The sequence below is a fragment of the Fuscovulum sp. genome, assembly GCA_035192965.1.
GTDB lineage: Bacteria > Pseudomonadota > Alphaproteobacteria > Rhodobacterales > Rhodobacteraceae > Paragemmobacter.
The window spans coordinates 1,030,666-1,049,605 of the sequence record CP136571.1 but is presented as its reverse complement, the minus strand read 5'-3'; the positions used below and the strand labels follow the sequence as shown (position 1 = coordinate 1,049,605).

General features: G+C 63.4%; 19 protein-coding genes. 17 read left to right on the top strand and 2 right to left on the bottom strand.

From position 1 onward, the window contains the following. The first annotated feature begins 48 nt into the window (after window positions 1–48). The 17 genes from RSE12_05185 (at window position 49) to RSE12_05105 (ending at window position 16,851) form a co-directional block, all read left to right on the top strand. Window positions 49–795: a PIG-L deacetylase family protein gene (locus RSE12_05185; GenBank protein ID WRH63735.1), complete on the top strand. Its 747-nt coding sequence runs from the start codon at window positions 49–51 to the stop codon at window positions 793–795. After that, entirely contained in the window at window positions 795–1,742 is a 948-nt protein-coding gene (locus RSE12_05180; protein WRH63734.1) for a VOC family protein, read from the top strand. Before RSE12_05185 ends, RSE12_05180 begins: the two co-directional genes overlap by 1 nt. 3 nt (window positions 1,743–1,745) lie before the next feature. Further along, window positions 1,746–2,678: a methylenetetrahydrofolate reductase gene (locus RSE12_05175; GenBank protein ID WRH63733.1), complete on the top strand. Its 933-nt coding sequence runs from the start codon at window positions 1,746–1,748 to the stop codon at window positions 2,676–2,678. Beyond that, entirely contained in the window at window positions 2,675–3,346 is a 672-nt protein-coding gene (locus RSE12_05170) for a 4-carboxy-4-hydroxy-2-oxoadipate aldolase/oxaloacetate decarboxylase (protein WRH63732.1), read from the top strand. The genes RSE12_05175 and RSE12_05170 overlap by 4 nt, the downstream gene beginning before the upstream one ends. Continuing rightward, window positions 3,339–4,397, top strand: coding sequence for a 4-oxalomesaconate tautomerase (locus RSE12_05165; protein ID WRH63731.1), 1,059 nt, complete (start codon window positions 3,339–3,341; stop codon window positions 4,395–4,397). The genes RSE12_05170 and RSE12_05165 overlap by 8 nt, the downstream gene beginning before the upstream one ends. Window positions 4,398–4,627: 230 nt before the next feature. Next, a complete protein-coding gene (locus tag RSE12_05160; protein WRH63730.1) occupies window positions 4,628–5,821 on the top strand; it encodes an efflux RND transporter periplasmic adaptor subunit in 1,194 nt (397 codons plus the stop codon). Next, window positions 5,821–7,035, top strand: a complete 1,215-nt coding sequence (locus tag RSE12_05155) for an ABC transporter permease (GenBank protein ID WRH63729.1) — start codon at window positions 5,821–5,823, stop codon at window positions 7,033–7,035. Before RSE12_05160 ends, RSE12_05155 begins: the two co-directional genes overlap by 1 nt. Next, on the top strand, window positions 7,032–7,709 hold the full coding sequence (locus tag RSE12_05150; GenBank protein WRH63728.1) for an ABC transporter ATP-binding protein: 678 nt from the start codon (window positions 7,032–7,034) through the stop codon (window positions 7,707–7,709). Before RSE12_05155 ends, RSE12_05150 begins: the two co-directional genes overlap by 4 nt. Window positions 7,710–7,825: 116 nt before the next feature. Beyond that, window positions 7,826–9,256, top strand: a complete 1,431-nt coding sequence (locus RSE12_05145; protein ID WRH63727.1) for a YfcC family protein — start codon at window positions 7,826–7,828, stop codon at window positions 9,254–9,256. Then, window positions 9,253–10,476, top strand: a complete 1,224-nt coding sequence (gene arcA / locus RSE12_05140; protein WRH63726.1) for an arginine deiminase — start codon at window positions 9,253–9,255, stop codon at window positions 10,474–10,476. The genes RSE12_05145 and arcA overlap by 4 nt, the downstream gene beginning before the upstream one ends. Before the next feature lie 28 nt (window positions 10,477–10,504). Continuing rightward, entirely contained in the window at window positions 10,505–11,506 is a 1,002-nt protein-coding gene (gene argF / locus RSE12_05135; GenBank protein WRH63725.1) for an ornithine carbamoyltransferase, read from the top strand. A 1-nt stretch (window position 11,507) separates the two neighbouring features. Beyond that, a complete protein-coding gene (gene arcC / locus RSE12_05130) occupies window positions 11,508–12,452 on the top strand; it encodes a carbamate kinase (GenBank protein WRH63724.1) in 945 nt (314 codons plus the stop codon). A 440-nt stretch (window positions 12,453–12,892) separates the two neighbouring features. Next, window positions 12,893–13,951: a polysaccharide biosynthesis/export family protein gene (locus RSE12_05125; GenBank protein ID WRH63723.1), complete on the top strand. Its 1,059-nt coding sequence runs from the start codon at window positions 12,893–12,895 to the stop codon at window positions 13,949–13,951. Window positions 13,952–14,060: 109 nt separating this feature from the next. Next, a complete protein-coding gene (locus RSE12_05120; GenBank protein ID WRH63722.1) occupies window positions 14,061–14,501 on the top strand; it encodes a hypothetical protein in 441 nt (146 codons plus the stop codon). Between the two features lie 96 nt (window positions 14,502–14,597). Further along, complete coding sequence (locus RSE12_05115) at window positions 14,598–15,326, top strand: hypothetical protein (protein ID WRH63721.1); 729 nt, start codon at window positions 14,598–14,600, stop codon at window positions 15,324–15,326. Window positions 15,327–15,343: 17 nt separating this feature from the next. Then, a complete protein-coding gene (locus tag RSE12_05110; protein WRH63720.1) occupies window positions 15,344–16,141 on the top strand; it encodes an ABC transporter permease in 798 nt (265 codons plus the stop codon). Then, entirely contained in the window at window positions 16,138–16,851 is a 714-nt protein-coding gene (locus tag RSE12_05105; protein WRH63719.1) for an ATP-binding cassette domain-containing protein, read from the top strand. The genes RSE12_05110 and RSE12_05105 overlap by 4 nt, the downstream gene beginning before the upstream one ends. Window positions 16,852–16,865: 14 nt before the next feature. Here the strand turns inward: RSE12_05105 and RSE12_05100 are convergent, their stop codons facing one another. Beyond that, window positions 16,866–17,534: a CDP-alcohol phosphatidyltransferase family protein gene (locus RSE12_05100; GenBank protein ID WRH63718.1), complete on the bottom strand. Its 669-nt coding sequence runs from the start codon at window positions 17,532–17,534 to the stop codon at window positions 16,866–16,868. Further along, window positions 17,531–18,841, bottom strand: coding sequence for a glycosyltransferase family 1 protein (locus RSE12_05095; protein ID WRH63717.1), 1,311 nt, complete (start codon window positions 18,839–18,841; stop codon window positions 17,531–17,533). The genes RSE12_05100 and RSE12_05095 overlap by 4 nt, the downstream gene beginning before the upstream one ends. Window positions 18,842–18,940 lie beyond the last annotated feature (99 nt).

The window sequence follows — 18,940 nt, the reverse complement described above, 5'->3', positions numbered from 1 at the left end:
AATCCGCGCAGAGCATGACTTTCGCACCGCTCATCAAAGGATCCCGCTATGACAGCCGCCGGAACAGCCCCCAAGACCGCCCTTATCATCTCGGCCCATGCCGCCGATTTCGTCTGGCGTTGTGGCGGGGCGATCGCGCTGCATGCTGCCATGGGCTATCAGGTCACGGTCGTCTGCCTATCCTTCGGCGAACGCGGCGAAAGCGCCAAGCTGTGGAAAAAACCCGGCATGACGCTCGACGTGGTCAAAGCCGCGCGTCGGACCGAGGCCGAGGCGGCAGCCAAAGCGCTGGGTGTCCATAATCTGATCTGCCTTGATCTGGGCGACTACCCGCTCCGCCTGACGGACGATGACAAGATGCGCCTCGTCGACATCATCCGCGACGTGCAGCCCGCTTTCATGATGAGCCACAGCGCCTTTGACCCCTATAACACCGATCACATGTACACCACGCAGGTGGCGCTGGAATGCCGGATGATCGCGCAGGCCTGGGGCCACAACCCCGGGCAAAAGGTACTTGGCGCACCACAGCTGTACCTCTTTGAACCGCACCAGACCGAACAGATGGGTTGGAAGCCGGACGTCTTTCTCGACATCACCCCGGTCTGGGACAAAAAGCGTGCCGCCATCGAATGCATGGCCGGGCAGGAACACCTGTGGGAGTTCTACACCCGCGTTGCCCAGAACCGCGCGAACCACTTCCAGCGCAATTCGGGCGGCATGTCAGGCGGGCGGCAGGCGGCCTATGCCGAAGGCTTTCAGTCGATGTTCCCCCGCACGGTGGATGAACTCTGATGGGGACCATCGCGCATCTGGGTCATGTCGAACTTTACACCGACCGTTTCGACGACAGCCTCGATTTCTTCACCCGTGTCTACGGGCTGAAGCTTTCGGCGCAGGATGCAAACAGCGCTTATCTGCGGGCCTGGGATGACTATGAATTCTGCTCGCTCAAGCTGACACGCCATCACACCACCGGGGTTGGCCACATCGCCTATCGCGCGGCCTCAGCGCAGGCGCTGGCCGATCAGGTGGCCATCATCGAAGCCTCGGGTTTCAAGACGCATGGCTGGGTGGCCGGCGATCACAGCCACGGCCCCGCCTACCGTTTCGAAGATCCCTTTGGCCATATCTTTGAAATCTATTGGGAAACCAACCGCTATACGCCCAACGCTGCCGACCGCCCCGCGCTGAAGAACATGGCCAGCCGCTACACGGGCCAAGGCGCCGCCCCTCGCCGGATTGATCATCTGAACCTGCTGGCAACCGACGTCGCCGAATTTCGGCGCTTCATGGAAACCTGTCTCGGCTCCCGCGTTACCGAAATGATCCAGCTGGACAATGGCCGCACCGGTGGCTGCTGGTTCACGGTCAACAACAAGACCTATGACCTTGCCTGCACCGAAGATCACAGCGGCGGCCAAGCCCGCCTGCACCACGTGACCTATGCCACCGACACCCGCGAAGACATCCTGCGCGCGGCCGACATCTTCCTTGAAAACGGCGTCCCTATCGAAACAGGGCCGCACAAGCACGCCATTCAGGGCACCTTCTTCCTCTACGTCTGGGAACCGGCAGGCAACCGCGTGGAATTGGCCAATTCCGGGGCGCGGCTGATCCTTGCGCCGGATTGGGAGCCGGTCATCTGGACCGAAACCGAACGCAAAAAAGGCCAAGCCTGGGGCCTCAAGACCATCGACACCTTTCACACCCACGGCACTCCGCCCGTCAAGAAGGACTAGATCATGGCCGTATTGCCGTTTCGCCCTGCCAAATCCGATGCGAATACCCCGCGTCCGGGCACCATCGCACAGGGCTATTCGATCGAGGTGATGCCCCGCACCGCCGCCAAGATCGCAGATTTCCGCGCGCTGCTGCCGCCCGCAACGCGCATCTACATCGCCCATCTGGATGGCACGCCCTTCACCGAAATGCTGGATTGCGCAAGGCGCCTCACAGGCGAAGGCTTTGCCGTCATGCCCCATCTTCCGGCACGGATCATTCCCGATCGGGCCACATTGGACCTCTGGTTGAACCGCTATGCCACAGAGGCAGGGGTTACACAGGCGCTGGTGCTCGCAGGTGGGCCAAAAACTCCGGCGGGGGATTTCGACAACTCGATGCAACTGCTGGAAACCGGTCTGTTTGATCGCCACGGATTTATCTGCCTGCATGTCGCAGGCCACCCCGAAGGCAACCGCGACATTGATCCCGACGGATCGACACGGCTGGTGGATGAAGCCGCACGCTGGAAACAGGATTTCGCCAACCGCACCGGGGCAGCGATGGCCATGACAACCCAATTCGCCTTCGACGCAGGTCCGGTACTGGACTGGACGGATCGGCTGGCCGATGCCGGGGTCGCGCTACCCGTCCATGTCGGTGTATCCGGGCCCGCAAAACTGCAAACGCTGATCAAGTTCGCCATCGCCTGCGGCGTTGGCCCCTCGCTCTCGGTTCTGCAAAAGCGGGCGCGCGATCTGTCGAGGCTCTTGCTGCCTTTCACCCCCGATGACGTTTTGTCCGATCTCGCCACAGGCATGGCCGCGGGGCGCGGACGCAACATCGCAGGCATCCACATCTTCCCCCTTGGCGGCATCGCAACAGCGGCAACCTATGCCAATACGCTGAACGAAACGGCCGCCCTGCAAGGTGGCCTCGGGGGTGGCGTGGCATGAGCGTTGTCATTCGTAACATCCCCCGCGCAAAACCCGAAGTCATCGACGCGCTGGCCCGCGCCGGTGTGGCCACGGTCCACGAGGCGCAGGGCCGCAAAGGGTGCCTTCACAGTTACATGCGCCCGATTTATGCGGGTGCGCAGGTGGCAGGCAGCGCAGTGACCATCAGCGCACCACCGGGCGACAACTGGATGCTGCATGTCGCCATCGAACAGCTGCAACCCGGCGACCTTCTGGTTCTTGCCCCGACAAGCCCCTGCGACAACGGCTATTTCGGCGATCTTCTGGCCACCTCTGCGCAGGCGCGCGGTTGCCGGGGCCTGATCCTCGACGCGGGCGTCCGCGATGTGCGCGACCTCACAGCGATGGGCTTCCCGGTCTGGAGCAAGGCCGTCTCGGCACAGGGCACGGTCAAGGAAACCTTGGGTTCGGTCAATGTGCCCATCGTCTGCGCCGGGCAGACCATCGAGGCGGGCGACGTGATCGTCGCGGATGATGACGGCGTGGTCGTGGTCCGCTGCGCCGAGGCCGAGGCAGTGCTCGCCGCCGCCGAAGCCCGACTTTCCGCCGAGGCGGCCAAGCGCGAAAAGCTTGCAGCTGGGACGCTAGGCCTTGATCTTTACAACATGCGTCCCGCCCTTGCGGCCAAGGGACTCAAATATGTCTGACGCGGGCATCCCCTGCCTTTGGATGCGCGGCGGCACATCGAAGGCGGCGGTGTTCCTTGCCTCGGACCTGCCCGCCGATGCGGTTGCGCGCGACCAGCTTTTGCTGCGGATCATGGGCAGCCCCGACCCACGCCAGATCGATGGCATCGGCGGGGCCGACCCGCTCACCTCAAAGGTGGCGATCCTCTCCCGCTCCAACCGGCCCGATGCCGATGTGGACTACCTATTCCTGCAAGTCTTCGTCGATCAGGCGCTGGTGTCAGATGCGCAGGGTTGCGGCAACATCCTTGCCGCGGTCGGCCCCGCTGCCATCGAACGCGGGCTGGTTGCCGCTGCGGGCAGCATGACGCCGGTCCGCATTCACATGGTCAACACCGGCGAAGTCGCGCGGGCCGAGGTGCAGACCCCAGACGGTCGCGTCCGCTATGACGGGGGCACCGCGATCGACGGCGTTCCCGGCACCGCTGCACCCATCCCTCTTCTGTTCCAGAACATCGCAGGCTCGATGTGCGGCAGCCTGCTGCCGACCGGCCGCGTACGGGATGTGATCGACGGGGTAGACTGCACCTTGATCGACAACGGAATGCCCATCGTCATTCTCCGCGCCTCAGATTTCGGCCTGACCGGGCAGGAAACCTGCGCAGAGATCGAAGCGATGGATCAGGTCAAGGCGCGGATCGAGCGTATCCGCCTGCAAGCCGGGGGCCTGATGGGTCTTGGTGACGTGACCACGGCCTCTGTACCCAAGATGACCTTGGTCTCGGCGCCAATCAACGGTGGCGCAATCAACACCCGCAGCTTCATTCCAAAGCGCGTCCATTCCTCGGTCGGGGTTTTTGCTGCCATCTCTGTGGCCACCGCCTGCCTGATGCCAGACAGCCCGGCAGCCAAACTGGCGGTAATCCCCGCCGATGGCCGCTTTTCCATCGAACACCCCTCTGGGGCAACCGAGGTGTTTCTCGACATCGACGCCGATCACAACGTCCGTGGCGCAGGCTCGAACCGAACCGCCCGCAAACTGATGGACGGACGGGCTTTCCCGCGCTTGTGAGAACCCGCCGGAAGCAGGGAACGGCGCCGCGCAGTGTCAGACATTTCCCCGCGATGTCCCATCTGTCACCCTCACGCCATTTCCCCGTACGCAGCACGCCGCCCAAAGCGGACCCACGGCTGATGCAGATCAAGGTGCCATTCCCGATGCCTGCCTAAGGTGGCTGCGCGGCGCGAACAGGGGTCGACCGCCCTTCCAAAGCCCCGAGCGGACCACGACAGGAACGGAACATGCCCCCTCCAAACAAGGTGACGGATATCGCAAACAAGGCGAAACCCGTCGCCGCGGCCAAGACGCCCGGCGCGGAACATGCGCTGCTGGTTCCTGCGGTCATCCCACCGATCCCGCCCACACCACCAGATCCCCCCCGCCCCAAACGCCGCCTCTGGCTGTGGATGGCTGGCGGCGGGTTGGCCTTGGCGCTGGCCATCCTTGGCTATCTTCAACCCTGGAAGACAGCAGTCACGGAAGTCGCCGTCGAAACCGTCGCGGCCGCTCCGGCCACGCGGGTTCTTGCCGTGAACGGCCGCATCTCCGGTGTCCGGTCTGTCGATATCCGCCCACAGGTCAGCGGCACGCTGGTTTCCATCGCCGTCACCGAAGGTGCAGTCGTCAGCATCGGGGAGACGGTGGCACTCATTGATCCTTCGTCCCAACAAGCCGCCGTAAGGCAGGCAATGGCGGGCCTGGATGCCGCGCTGGTGGCCGAAGACGCGGCGCAGGCCAATCTTTCGCGCACACTGGCACTTGGCAACAACGCCGCCCGCGTCGTGCTGGACAGCGCGACCCGTGCCGAACAAACCGCAGCGCAAGAGGTTGCCCGCCTCTCCGCCCTTCTGGATCAGGCGCGGATTCAGTTGCAGAAGTTCACCATCCGCGCCCCCCTTTCCGGCACCGTGCTGGAAGTGGCCGCCGATCCCGGACAAAGCGTTGATCCCGCCGTCATCTTGATGACCATCGCCGACATGACGCGCCTGCTGGTCGAAACCGACGTGGACGAATCCTATGCCACGCACATCCGCACCGGCCAGCCGGCGGCCCTGCAATTGTCGGGCGAGGCGGTGGTGCGCGCAGGCCATGTCAGCTTTGTTTCCCAACGTGTCGATGCCTCGACCGGCGGTCTGGCCGTCCGGCTGACGCCGGACGTCGCGCTGGTCGCGCCCATCGGGCTGACGGTCACCGCCAACATCACCGTAGACGACCGCGCCGACGCCATCACCGTACCGCGCGCCGCGCTGATAAAGGCTGCCGAAGGCGACGCCGTCTTCGTGCTTCAGGATGGCACGGCCCGCCAGCGCGCCGTTCAGGTGATCGACTGGCCCGCCGCCCGCCTGATCGTGACCAAAGGCCTGTCGGTTGGCGACATCGTCCTTGCCGATGCCACCGGCATCGCAGACGGGCAAACCGTTTCGGCAGCACCCTGATGCCTTATGCGCTCAAGATCGCCTTGCGCTACCTCACCGCCAGCAAGGCGCAGACCGCGCTTCTTGTGCTGGGCGTGGCAATTGGGGTGTTCATCTTCATCTTCATGTCGGCGCTGATCGGGGGGCTGGCCGAATTCATCATGGCGCGCACGGCGGGCGATATGGCGCATATCACCATTCAAGCCGAAGCCGTGGACCCTGCCCTTCTGCTGCCCTCCACCGGTCGCACGATGCTGCTGGTGCAGGAACCCTCTACGCAGCGCACGGCTGTGCTGAAGGACACGCCCGCCCTTCTGCCCCTGATCGAAAACCTGCCCGGGGTGATCGGCACCTCCCCACAGATCAACGGATCGGGCTTCCTGACGCGCGGCGCTCAGGTCACGCAGGTTTCCATCAGCGGGCTGGAACCCGGCCGCGAATCCGTCATTGCCAACCTGTCAGGCTACATCACCGAAGGCACGGCGAACCTTGGCGCGGGCGGGGTGCTGATCGGCAAGACGCTGGCCGAAGACATGGACCTTCGGCTGGGCCAGACCGTCCGTCTGCAAAGTGGCAACGGGATCGACGCCTTGCTCACGATCACCGGCATCTACGAAATGGGGTCTGGCGGGCCTGATCGGCGACAGGCCTATGTCAGCCTCGCCACCGCGCGCACCCTGTTCCAGATGCCACAGGGGGTCACACGGATCGAAATCAAGCTGGCCGATCTTTACACGGCCGACACCCTCGCCCCGCGCATCAAGGCGCTCACAGGGCTGGACGCAAAATCCTGGACAGAACAGGCCGCCCAACTCCTCGAAGCACTCAAGGCACAGGCGCAGACGGGGTACATCCTCAAGGGCTTTGCGCTTCTGACTATCATCATCGGCGTGGCCTCGGCGCTTTTGCTGTCGACCTATCGGCGCAGGCCGGAAATCGGGATCATGCGCGCCATGGGGGCCGGGCGATGGTTCGTGACCATCGTCTTCGTCACCCAGGGCGCGCTGATCGGGCTGATGGGCGGTCTGTTCGGCGCCGCCTCCGGCTATGCGGTTCTTCTTGCCTTTCCCGGCCGCGAAAGCTTTGCCCCGGGGCAAAGCGGGCTGCCCATCGACATCACCCAAGGCGCCTATGGCCTAGCCATCCTTCTCACGACACTGGGCGCTATCGCCGCCTCGATCCTGCCCGCGCGCGCCGCCGCCCGGCTGGACCCGGTCACGGCCATCGGCCAATGACCGCGCTGCTTGAGGTTCGTGATCTGGTCAAAACCTTCGGCACCGGAGATGCCGAAACGCGGGTGCTGCGTGGGCTGAACCTTGCGATGAATACCGGCGAACTTGCCGCCCTGCTGGGCCCCTCCGGATCGGGCAAAAGCACACTGCTCACCATCCTCGGCACCCTGATGCATCCCACATCAGGCAGCCACACCATGCTGGGCATCGATCTGACGACTGCCACGGACAAGGCACTGACCGAATTTCGCAACCTGCACATCGGGTTCGTATTTCAGTTCCACAACCTGCTGCCCGATTTCACCGCGCTGGAAAACGTCATCTTCCCCACCGCCGTCCGCGAAGGACGCGAAACGGCGGCGGCCCGGTCTCGCGGGCAGGAACTGCTGGTGCGCATGGGGTTGGCCGAACGCATCCATTTCCCTTCTGCCAACCTGTCCGGCGGGCAGAAACAACGGGTGGCCGTGGCGCGCGCCCTGATGAACCGCCCTGAACTGGTGCTGGCAGATGAACCCACAGGCAACCTCGACCGCGCCTCCGCGCTTCAGGTGATGGACCTGATCGCCGAAATCAACCGCGACGAAGGCACGACCTTCTTGATCTCCACCCATGACGAAAAGATCGCCGCGCTCTGCCGCCGCCAGATCGTCGTGGGCGATGGCCTCGTCACCGGCTGACGTGGTCACTTTCCCCGCGCGGCAAGCCGTCCCGAAGGGGATGCGCCTAACCTGCGTCAAGCCACGGCCCGACAAGCCCCGCTACTCTTGCCCCACCACGGCGACAGGAGCCAGCAATGCGATCCACCGAGAAAACCGGGTTCCGCTTCCCCTCGGCCTTCACCATCCTCTTCGGCCTCATCATCCTGATCGCCGGGCTGACCTGGATCATCCCGGCAGGCCAGTATCAGCGCATCCCGTCCGAGGTTTTGGGAAAGGACGTCCCCGTCGCGGGCAGCTACGCGCCCACCGACGCCAATCCGCAAGGCGTGTTTGACGTGATCCTCGCCCCCATCGCGGGGTTCTACGATCCGGTCGCTTACACCGCCAATGCCATAGACGTATCGCTTTTCGTGCTGATCATCGGCGGCTTCATCGGGGTGGTCACGGCCTCTGGCGCAATCGACGCCGGCATCGCCCGCGCCATGCTGCGCCTCAAGGGGCGCGAGACGTGGATGATCCCGTTCCTGATGGCGCTTTTCGCGCTTGGCGGCACAACCTATGGGATGGCCGAAGAAACGCTGGCCTTCTACGTCCTGCTCATCCCGGTGATGATCGCGGCAAAATTCGATGCGCTGACCGCCGTGGCAGTCATCCTTCTGGGCGCAGGCGTGGGCGTTCTGGGCTCCACCATCAACGCCTTCTCCACCGTCATCGCCTCAGATGCAGCAGGGGTAACCTTTGCCGACGGGCTGATGCTGCGGCTGATCATTCTCGTCCTGTGCTGGGCTGTCACCGTGGCCTTCGTGATGCGCTACGCGGCGCGGGTGCGCGCTGATCCGACAAAATCGCTGGTCTTTGACAAGAAGGCCGCGAACGAGGCGCACTTCCTCAAGGAAACCGCGGCCGAGGCCGCCACCTTCACCGGCCAGCACAAGATCGTCCTGATCCTCTTTGCCCTGACCTTCGCCATAATGATCTGGGGCGTGTCCATCGGCGGCTGGTGGATGGCCGAAATGAGCGGCCTGTTCCTCGCCGCCGCCATCGTCATCGGACTTGTCGCCCGGTTAGGTGAAGGCAAGCTCGTGGAAAGCTTCGTGAACGGCGCGCGCGATCTTCTGGGCGTCGCGCTGATCATCGGGCTGGCGCGCGGCATCGTCGTGGTGATGGACGCGGGAATGATCACCGACACGATCCTGCACAGCGCCGAACTCTCCGTCGCGGGCCTGCCAAAGACCGCCTTCATTCTGATGGTCTACTGGATCGAGGTCGGCATGTCCTTCTTCGTCCCATCCACCTCCGGCCTTGCGGTCCTGTCGATGCCCATCCTCGCCCCAGTGGCCGATTTCGCAGGGGTAAAGCGCGAGCTTGTCGTCACTGCCTTCGCCACCGCCAGCGGCATGGTCAACCTGATCACCCCCACCTCTGCCGTCGTCATGGGCGGGCTGGCGATTGGCCGCGTGCCCTACGAACGCTGGCTGCGCTTCGTCTGGCCCCTGCTGGTGGTCCTCACCCTGATCATCATGGCCGCCCTCGCGCTTGCCGTCACCCTTGGAGCCCCCGCATGACCCTGACCTACGGCGTTCACTCCGAGGCAGGCCAGTTGCGCCGCGTCCTTGTCCATCGGCCCGGTTCGGAAATGGCGCGGCTGACCCCCGCCAATGCCGCCAGTCTGCTGTTTGACGATGTCCTTTGGGTCAAACAGGCCCGCATCGACCACATGGCCTTTGTCGATGTGCTGCGCGAACGCGGCGTCGAGGTCGTGCACCTGCGCGAGATGCTGGAAGAGGTGCTCACCCAGCCCGAAGCACGCCGTTGGCTCTTGGACGCGCGGATCAACGACAATTCCGTCGGCGTCGGCCTGTCCGCCGACCTGCACGCCTGCCTGATGGAACTGCCCGCCAACGCCCTGACCCATATCCTGATCGGCGGCATGAGCAGGGCGGAACTCCCCATCCCCGCGGCGGGGGTCGTGGTCCCCATGGTGCGCAGCGAAGATTTCCTCCTGCCCCCGATGCCCAACACGATCTTCACGCGCGATTCGTCCTGCTGGATTTATGGCGGCGTCACGCTGAATCCGATGTTCTGGCCTGCCCGTCGGTTGGAAACGCTGAACCTCGCCGCCATCTACCGCTTCCACCCCGATTTCGCCGGCGCGGGTTTCCCGATCTGGTTCGGCGATCCGATGGTCGATCACGGGATGGCCACGCTGGAGGGCGGCGATGTCATGCCCATCGGCAACGGGGTCGTCCTCATCGGCATGGGCGAACGCACCACGCCGCAGGCGGTGGGACAAGTGGCCCGTGCCCTTATTGCGGGTGGCGGGGCAGAACGCGTTATCGCCTGCCAGTTCCCCCGTGCGCGGTCATCCATGCACCTCGACACGGTCTTCACCTTTTGCGACCGCGATCTGGTGACCGTCTTCGCCGAGGTGACGGATGCCATCCAGACCTATTCCCTGCGCCCCGGCGACAAAGGCGGTGTGACAGTAACCGCCGAGACCGCGCCCTTCCTCGATGTCGTCGCAGGCGCGCTGGGGATCAAGAAGCTCCGCACCGTGCCCACGGGGGGCGATGCCTATGAATCCCAGCGTGAACAATGGGATGATGCCAACAATCTGCTCTGCATCTCGCCTGGTGTCGTCGTCGGATACGAACGCAACACCCATTCCAACACCCTTCTGCGCAAGGCAGGGGTAGAGGTGATCACCATTTCCGGCGCCGAACTCGGGCGCGGGCGCGGCGGGTCGCATTGCATGACCTGCCCCCTGATCCGCGATGCCCTGTAACGCGCGATTTCCCTGAAAGGACCACCCGATGCCGCAAAACCTGCATGGCCGCAGTTTTCTGAAACTGCTGGATTTCACGGGCGATGACCTGCGCTTTCTCCTGCGCCTTGCCGCCAGCCTGAAACAGGCAAAATCCACAGGCACCGAACGGCCCTTGCTGCGCGGCAAGAACATCGCCCTCATCTTTGAAAAAGACAGCACCCGCACCCGCAGCGCCTTCGAAGTGGCGGCCTTCGATCAGGGCGCGCATGTCACCTATCTCGGCCCATCGGGAAGCCATATCGGCACGAAAGAAACGATGAAGGACACCGCGCGTGTTCTGGGCCGTTTCTATGACGGCATCGAATATCGCGGCTTCGCGCAGTCCGATGCCGAGGTGCTGGCCAAATTCGCCGGCGTACCGGTCTACAACGGGCTGACGGATGAATTTCACCCAACCCAGGTTCTGGCAGACCTGATGACAATGCGGGAAAACACACACAAGCATTTGTCCGATATCGCCTTCTGCTTTGTGGGTGATACGGGCGGCAATATGGCCGCGTCCCTGATGGCGGGGGCGGCGCTGATCGGAATGGATATCCGCCTCTGCGGCCCGCAATCGCTCTGGCCAGACGCGGCCTTGCTCGACCAATGCCGCAAACTGGCCGAAGCCAGCGGCGCGCGCATCACGCTGACCGAAAAGCTGGCCGAAGGGGTGGAAGGCTGCGATTTCATCTACACCGATGTCTGGGTCTCGATGGGCGAGGCCGAATCCATCTGGGCAGAGCGCATCGCGCTCCTGTCTCCCTTCACCGTCACACAAGGGGTGATGGACCTGACCGGCAATCCCGATACCAAATTCCTGCACTGCCTTCCCGCCTTCCACAATCGCGACACCGTCACCGGTGAAAAGGTTTTTCAAACCTATGGGCTAGACTGCATGGAAGTGACGGATGAGGTGTTTGAATCCCCCGCCTCAAAAGTCTTCGATCAGGCCGAGAACCGGCTGCACTCCATCAAGGCGGTACTCGTCGCCACCATGTGGTCCTGACATGCGCATTGTGGCGGCCCTTGGCGGCAATGCCCTTCTCAAACGCGGCGAGCCAATGACCGCCGCGGCACAGCACACCAATGTTCGCATCGCGGCGGCCGCGTTGGCCGACCTCGCCCGCGATCATCAGATCATCGTGGCACATGGCAACGGCCCCCAGGTCGGGCTTATGGCGTTGCAGGCGGCCAGCTTTGCGCCGGGCAACCCATGGCCGCTCGATATACTGGGGGCCGAAACCGAAGGCATGATCGGCTATCTGATCGAACAGGAACTGATGAACGCCCTGCCACCCGGCACCGATTGCGCCACCCTGCTCACGCGGGTCGAGGTCGATCCCCAAGACCCGGCCTTCGACCAACCCACCAAACCCATCGGCCCGGTCTACAGCGCCGAAGACGCGAAACTCGTGCGTGCCGAACACCACTGGTCTATGGTCGAAGAACCCACTGGCGGCCTGCGCCGCGTGGTCCCCTCCCCGCGTCCTGTCGCGCTTCTGAACAGCGCGCCGATCCATCTGCTGGTCGAGGCGGGGGTCTGCGTAATCTGCGCAGGTGGTGGCGGCATCCCGGTCGTGCGGCGCAAGGATGGCGCGATGGAAGGGGTCGAGGCGGTGATCGACAAGGACCACACCGCCGCGCTTCTCGCCCGCCTGCTGAAGGCCGACATGCTGCTCATGCTGACCGATGTCGAAGCCGTGTTTCGCGATTGGGGCAGCCCGGATCAGGCGGCCATTTCCACGGTCACACCCGACGCGCTTGATGACCTGCCTTTCGCCGCCGGCTCCATGGGGCCAAAGATCATCGCCGCAAGCGATTTCGTACGGGCAGGCGGCAAGGTCGCCGGGATCGGCCGCTTGCAGGACGCCCGCCCAATCGTCGAAGGGCGGACAGGAACGCGGGTGCAGGAAGGCGACGGAACAGCCAAGCGCGCCCCCGCCACCTCCTAACCATGCCGAACTTCAGGTCGGGGCACGACCATCCCCAAGGCCCCGCATAGGGGCATCCGGATGATACCCGCTTGCCGCGAGCCCGCCTTGGATGGCGCGGCAAATGGGCTACTTTGCTGAAAAAGCTGATCCCAGCACGGCCCCGCAGGCCCCGAAACCGTCTGGACAGACTTGACTTTACACCTCTTTCCAGCCGTTTGTTAACGCGGGTCCGCTGTAGGGCGACGGTGTTTTGCGTCGCCAATGCGTGATGTGTTGGTTGAAGGTCGAGTGGTCGTATGCGGGTAAATGGTTCGATGTGGTCTAGGGCGGGCGCGGAGCGGTCTGCCCATCACGCAAGATACCTGCCCCTTATGGCGGCTTTTGCCACCCTTCTTGCGACAGCAGGCTGCTCAACACTTCCCAGCGGCTCTCCCACAGTCCGTGATGTCACGGAAGAGGTGGAAAAAGACCCCGACAGCAACGTCGTCTCGGTCAAGGCCTCTCTCGCCCTTGTCAGCGGATTGAACAAGAACGGCGCCTCCGCCACCGCCACATCCGGCTTCTTCCGCGATACCGGCCCGCAAGGCACGGTCCTCGGCGCAGGGGATGTTCTGTCCATCACGGTCATCGAACAGGCAGCCGGGGGCCTTTTCTCCGCCTCCAGCGCAACAGGCGTGCAGGTCGGCTCCAACCTTGTCACCCTGCCCGACGTTCAGATCGACTCGCGCGGGATGATCACCCTGCCCTACATCAATTCCGTCAAGGCGGCAGGTCTTACCGAACAATCGCTCGGTAAGCTGCTTGTCGAACAGCTTCAAAGCCAGACACCCTCACCCAACGTGATGGTGCAGCGCACGACCGATGTATCGAACACCGTCCTTGTGGGCGGCGTGGCGCGCACACCGGGCCCGGTCCTGCTGACCCCGGCAGGCGAAACCCTGCTGGAAATCATCGCCCGTGCCGGCGGCAGCCTGCACCCCCCAAGCGACACGCTGATCAAGATGACGCGCCGCGGTGAAACGCGCGAGGTGCGGCTGTCCGCCTTGCAGGATCGCCCGCAACTCAACATCCGCCTGCAACCCGACGACATCATTACGCTGGACCTGTCCCCCCAGAACTACACCGTCCTCGGCGCCGCAACGAGCGAGGCCAGCCAACCCCTGCCCGGCGCAGGCCTGACCCTTGCCGAAGTCATCGGCCAGGCTGGCGGTCTCGATGACGGACGGGCCGACAGCAAAGGGATCTATGTCCTGCGCCATGAACACCGCAGCCTGCTGCGGTCGCTTGGCGTCACGATCCCGGCTTCGGTCGCCCATGCCGAACGGGTGCCCACGATCTACCAGTTCGATATGGACAGCATCGACGGCATCTTCGCCGCACAGGCCTATTCCATCCGGGCCAATGACATCGTGCTGATCGCCAATGCACAAAGCGTGGACCTGACCAAGGCCTTCCGCCTGCTCACCGGTGCGACCCAACAGGTTTCCTCCACCACCACGCTCGCAAACCGCCTATGATCGGCCTGATTTTCAACCGCGACAGGGACCGCGCAAAGGCGTATTCTCTGTTCCCGTTATCTGTTGTGTGTCCGGCTGCGAAATGTGGCCTGTACGAGTGCAAGACGCGATGAAAGAACCCAGACGGCTGCAAACATCCACCGGCCCGAATGTTCAGGTTGTCGAAGGCATCCAACCAGGGGATGAGCCGGCGGCAAAGGACTGGTCCAAGGTCGTCAGCCAGCTTCCGAAACCGGCCCGCGCCCGCCGCAGTCGCACCGTGCTTGGCTGGTTCCTCATTTGCGTGATCGCCCCCCTTGCGGCCACCTGGTTCTATATCATACAGGTCGCCACCCAGCAGTATTCGGCCAGCTTCAGCTATGTCATGCAAGGGTCCGGCGGTTCGGCAGGCACAGCCAACAGCGACGGCACCGTCAGCACCAGCCCCACCTCTACCGGTGCGTCCATGGCGGAAATGATGGTCGCGAACTTCATGGTCTCCGACTACCTGTCCAGCCCGCAGGCCATCACGGACATCGAACAGAAACTCGACCTCCGCGCGATGTTCTAGCAAAGCCGGATCGACAGGCTGGCCCGCCTGCCGGAAGACGCCTCGCAGGAAACACTGGCGCGCTACTGGCAAGGTCAGATCAGCACCAACTTCGACATGATGACCGGCCTGACAACCGTCACGATCCGGGCCTTCTCTCCCGAAGATGCGCAGGCTCTGGCTGCCGAAATGGTGGTGCTCAGCGAAAACCTGATCAACGAGTTGAACCTGCGCCCTCTGGCCGACAGCGTGACCTTTCTGGAAGGTCAGGTCGCCGCCTCGGTCAAACGGTTGCAAGCGGCGCGCGATGCCGTGCAGGCCTTCCGGTCAAAGTACCTCAGCATCGACCCCGCCGCCGAAGCCAGCATGACCGATCTGCTCGTCGGCAAACTCACCGATCAATATGTTTCTGTCACCACGCAGATTGCCGTCCTGTCCTCACAGCTGACAGAGGATGCCCCTTCGGTCACCCAACTCGAACGTCAGGCCGCCGCCATTGCCGACGAAATCGTCAAGGCCCGCCAGCGCGTCGCGCAAAGCTCGGCAGAGCTGAGCAATATCAGCTCCCCCGCCTCCTATGCCGCGCAGTTGCAGGAATTCCAGAACCTGCAACTTGAACTCACCATCGCGACCAGCAATTACCAATCCACCGAGGCCGCCCTGAATGCCGCCAAACAAAGGCTAAGCCAGCAGCATTTCTATGTGCTGACCTATGTTCAGCCCTCTGCCCCACAAACATCGAACTATCCCGATCTGTTTCGGGCGCTGATCATCGTGCTGGCCGTTTCGCTGTGCTTCTGGATCGTCAGCACCCTCGTGGCGCTGTCCTTGCGCGATCATCTGTAAGGTCGGCCATGGCACCCATGCAGGCGAACAACACGGTCCTGACAGGATCATCCGGCCTGCGCCTGCGGTTCGGGGTCATGCTCGCCCTGATGCTGCACGATATCAAGGTTCGCTTCCGCATCTCTGCGATGGGGTATTTCCTCGTCCTTGCAGAACCGGTCGCCCAGTTCTTCGTGATGTTCCTGATCTTTCACGCCATTCACCGGCAACCGGATTTCGGGATCAGCCTGGGTGTTTTCCTGGCAACGGGCATCGTGCCGTTTTTCCTGTTCATGCACCTCAGTTCACGCATCATCAGTGCCATCCGGTCCGGCCGTGCCTTCAACAAAGTCCAGACTGTCGGCTTCATTGATATCGCCGTGGCACGCGCGGTTCTGGAATTCCTGACCCTCGTCATTTTTGGCACCGCCGTCTTTGCCGTGCTGGCCTTCTTCGGTGAACCGGCCATTCCGCAAAACCTGCTCGACGTCATCTATGCGGTTCTGATCCTCGCCATCACGGCCTTCGGCTTCGGTCTGATCAACGGCGTCCTGACAAAGATCTTCAAACTCTACGCGCTGGTCTATTCGCTCTTTGCGCGCGGAATGCTGTTCTTCTCGGGCGTGTTCTATGTCGTAGCAACCCTGCCCCCGCTGGCGCGGCACTACCTTTCCTACAACCCGCTGCTGCATGGGGTGGAATGGTTCCGGCTCGGTTTTTTCGAAACCTATCCCGCCATTGATCTTGATCGCGGCTATCTCGCCGCATGGGCCGTCGGCACCGTCACCCTCGGCCTCGTCATGATCAAGGCCTGTGAAGGCAGGCTCAAGGAATGATCCTCGCCTTTTCACATGTCACCAAGACGGCGCATGGCCGCCCCCTTCTTTCCGACATCAGCTTCTCTCAGCCGCCCCATGTCTCCATCGGTGTTCTGGGCGCACGGGGCAGCGGCAAAAGCACATTGATCAACATGGTTCTGGGTGCCGTAACCCCTGACAGTGGCCGCATCCAAAGGCACGGGCGGCTGTCCATGCCCATCGGCTTTCCCGCCACGCTCAACCGCTACCTGACGGGCGAAGAGAACGCCCGCTACATAGCCCGCCTCTACGGTCTGGACCCGAAAACCCTCTGCGCCTTTGTCGAGGAATTTGCGGACCTCGGCCCGATGTTCAAGCGGCGGCTGTCGTCCTACAACGCCTCGCTCCGGTCGCGGCTGGTCTTCGCCCTCAGCTATGCCATTCCCGCCGATTGCTATGTTGCGGATGGCACCATCTTCGGCGGCGACGCAGCCTTCCGCGACAAATGCCTCGCCATGGCCAAGCAGCGCCGGCAAGAGGCCGCCTTCTTCTTCACCACACGGTCCCCGCGCGACATGCGTCTTTTCGCCGATGTCGGTGCCGTCATCCAGAACCACAGTCTGGTTTTTTATCCCACCGTGGCCGAGGCCATCGCCGCATTCGGGCAGGCCGATGATGACGCACCCGCCCTCATCGCCGATCTTCCCGCCGATGATCCCAACCTCGACAGCCTGCTTCCGGATTTCTAGGAAACCCGTCGCGATCAAAGCCCCTGATCACGCCGGTCACGCGCGCGCTGCACGTTGGCCTCGCGATACAGCAAGATCACAAAGACGCACATCATCACCAGCGCCGCCCAACAGATCAAAACATCACACCACGTGATCCAAAGGCCCAGAAGCGGGAACGGCTCGGCCCCGGAAATCAGAATGGCCAGATTCATCAGAATGATGCCAAGGCGCATTTCCGTCGGCCCGAACCCCATCACGTCGATATGAAAACGCCGCGTCACCACGCTCAGAACAAAGCTGTGGATCGACAGCATGTGATAGGCCGTCAACATGAACAGCGCGGAATCCATCCGCACCCAGGGCGAAAGCCCTACGCCCAGCGCAATCACCAGATTGCCCACCACGTCAATCGTCTGGTCCAGATAGAACCCGTAATTGGGCCGCTCGATCCGGCGCACCCGAGCCAGCGTCCCATCAAGGGAATCGCCGAACCAGTGAAACAATAGCCCCAAGTTCGCCAGCCAGAGCCAATGCACCGACACAGCCGAGGCAAGGTATCCCACCAGACACACCACCGCCCCGAACACGCCAAAGCCCGTCAGACGGTCCGGCGTCACCCAGAACGGCAGGCGCAGCGCCAGCCAGCGCAGCACTTCCCGTTCATGCCGGGACAGAAGGCTCGCCTGCTTGCGCTCGATCATCCCGCTCTCCGTGCGACCGGTTGGGCCAGTTGCGGCGCCTCGGTTAGGAATGCTTCGATCATCGCCACAAAGCCTTGCCGCGCTGCTTGCAATTCGGCCGCCGCCCGCCGCGCGGGGCGATGCGTGGCGTTGCGTGCCGCCAGCACCGCCTCTGCCCATCCCGCCACATCCTGCGGGGGCAGCAATGTCCCGTTTGGCCCCATCACTTCGCGATGCGCCGGGATATCCGATGCAATCACCGGGCATCCCAACGCCCGCGCCTCCAGGATCGGCAAACCAAACCCCTCGGCCAGCGATGGCATCAGCAGGGCCCTCGCCCCGGAGATCAGCACCGCCAACCCCGGCGTGGACAGGCCAGATGCAACATGGATGAACGGCGTCGTCGCCTCACAGGCCGCGAAAGCCGCCAAAATCTCGTCCCCCCTGAAATTCGGGGTGCCCACCACGGCCAGATGTGGCGTCGCTGGCCCAAGCCGCGCCACCAGATCGCGCCAAACCTCCAGCAAAAGAGCAAGGTTCTTGCGCGGCTCTATGGCACCGCAGACCACGAAATAGGATCGGCTCGCCAGTTCCGGATCAGGACGCGTCAGCACATCAAACCCCGGATCCAAAGGCAGCATCGCGGCAAGGCTTGGAATGTCCATCCGCTCCTCCCGCCGCAGCGCCTGCAAAACAGCCGCCTTTGCCGATTGCGTCGTCACGATCACACCATCCGCATGCCGCGCCGTGGTCTTCACCATCCGGTCGTGAAACTGCACCGACGTCCGCGCCACCAGATCAGGATGTTCCAGCGGGATCACGTCATGCAACATCATCGCCGCCCGCACATCAGGCCGCCGGTCAAGCCAGCGGAACATGGATTCCAGCGCAAGGCTGATCTGCCCCACATTCAGATAAGCCGCATCCTGCGGCAGCGATGCCGTCACCGACCGCCCAAAGGAAAACCCGGTGGCTCCGATCATCGCCCCGATCCGCTGCACCTTTTGCAGCGGCGTCAGCTTGCCCACCTGCGGGGCGGGCCCCATCTGCCGTCCCAAAATACGGCTGCGCAGCCAGTGCAGCGCCCGGTCATCCTCGGCCCTGCCCTTTTCCGCCCACAGCCCCTGCAACCGGTCCAGTCCCCGCAGAACACGCCGGCTGTCATAGGTCCGCACCCCCCAGGGCGTGGGCAGAACGCCGACGGTCAAATCCGGTTGCGTGCCAAAGAAATGCTGCGCCAAAAGCAGGTCGATCCGGTCAATCCCGCGCGGCGTCCGGCTGATCGGGCCAAGAAACAGCCGCGTCACATCATAGGCGACAAAGGTCACAGACCGAACCCTTCACCCTTGCCCGGCCAAACTGCCGCGCAGGGACCGCCGCAATAAACGGCTGTGACCTGCGACGCTGTCCAGCCAGTCAGCGCGCCC

What these genes read in the sequence shown, in the direction of transcription:
- RSE12_05160 (WRH63730.1), top strand. Translation starts at nt 4,628, where the DNA reads ATGCCCCCTCCAAACAAGGTGACGGATATCGCAAACAAGGCGAAACCC.
- RSE12_05120 (WRH63722.1), top strand. Translation starts at nt 14,061, where the DNA reads ATGAAAGAACCCAGACGGCTGCAAACATCCACCGGCCCGAATGTTCAG.
- RSE12_05150 (WRH63728.1), top strand. Translation starts at nt 7,032, where the DNA reads ATGACCGCGCTGCTTGAGGTTCGTGATCTGGTCAAAACCTTCGGCACC.
- RSE12_05110 (WRH63720.1), top strand. Translation starts at nt 15,344, where the DNA reads ATGCAGGCGAACAACACGGTCCTGACAGGATCATCCGGCCTGCGCCTG.
- argF (WRH63725.1), top strand. Translation starts at nt 10,505, where the DNA reads ATGCCGCAAAACCTGCATGGCCGCAGTTTTCTGAAACTGCTGGATTTC.
- RSE12_05165 (WRH63731.1), top strand. Translation starts at nt 3,339, where the DNA reads ATGTCTGACGCGGGCATCCCCTGCCTTTGGATGCGCGGCGGCACATCG.
- RSE12_05185 (WRH63735.1), top strand. Translation starts at nt 49, where the DNA reads ATGACAGCCGCCGGAACAGCCCCCAAGACCGCCCTTATCATCTCGGCC.
- RSE12_05100 (WRH63718.1), bottom strand. Translation starts at nt 17,534, where the DNA reads ATGATCGAGCGCAAGCAGGCGAGCCTTCTGTCCCGGCATGAACGGGAA.
- RSE12_05155 (WRH63729.1), top strand. Translation starts at nt 5,821, where the DNA reads ATGCCTTATGCGCTCAAGATCGCCTTGCGCTACCTCACCGCCAGCAAG.
- RSE12_05115 (WRH63721.1), top strand. Translation starts at nt 14,598, where the DNA reads ATGATGACCGGCCTGACAACCGTCACGATCCGGGCCTTCTCTCCCGAA.
- RSE12_05180 (WRH63734.1), top strand. Translation starts at nt 795, where the DNA reads ATGGGGACCATCGCGCATCTGGGTCATGTCGAACTTTACACCGACCGT.
- RSE12_05105 (WRH63719.1), top strand. Translation starts at nt 16,138, where the DNA reads ATGATCCTCGCCTTTTCACATGTCACCAAGACGGCGCATGGCCGCCCC.
- arcA (WRH63726.1), top strand. Translation starts at nt 9,253, where the DNA reads ATGACCCTGACCTACGGCGTTCACTCCGAGGCAGGCCAGTTGCGCCGC.
- RSE12_05170 (WRH63732.1), top strand. Translation starts at nt 2,675, where the DNA reads ATGAGCGTTGTCATTCGTAACATCCCCCGCGCAAAACCCGAAGTCATC.
- RSE12_05145 (WRH63727.1), top strand. Translation starts at nt 7,826, where the DNA reads ATGCGATCCACCGAGAAAACCGGGTTCCGCTTCCCCTCGGCCTTCACC.
- RSE12_05175 (WRH63733.1), top strand. Translation starts at nt 1,746, where the DNA reads ATGGCCGTATTGCCGTTTCGCCCTGCCAAATCCGATGCGAATACCCCG.
- arcC (WRH63724.1), top strand. Translation starts at nt 11,508, where the DNA reads ATGCGCATTGTGGCGGCCCTTGGCGGCAATGCCCTTCTCAAACGCGGC.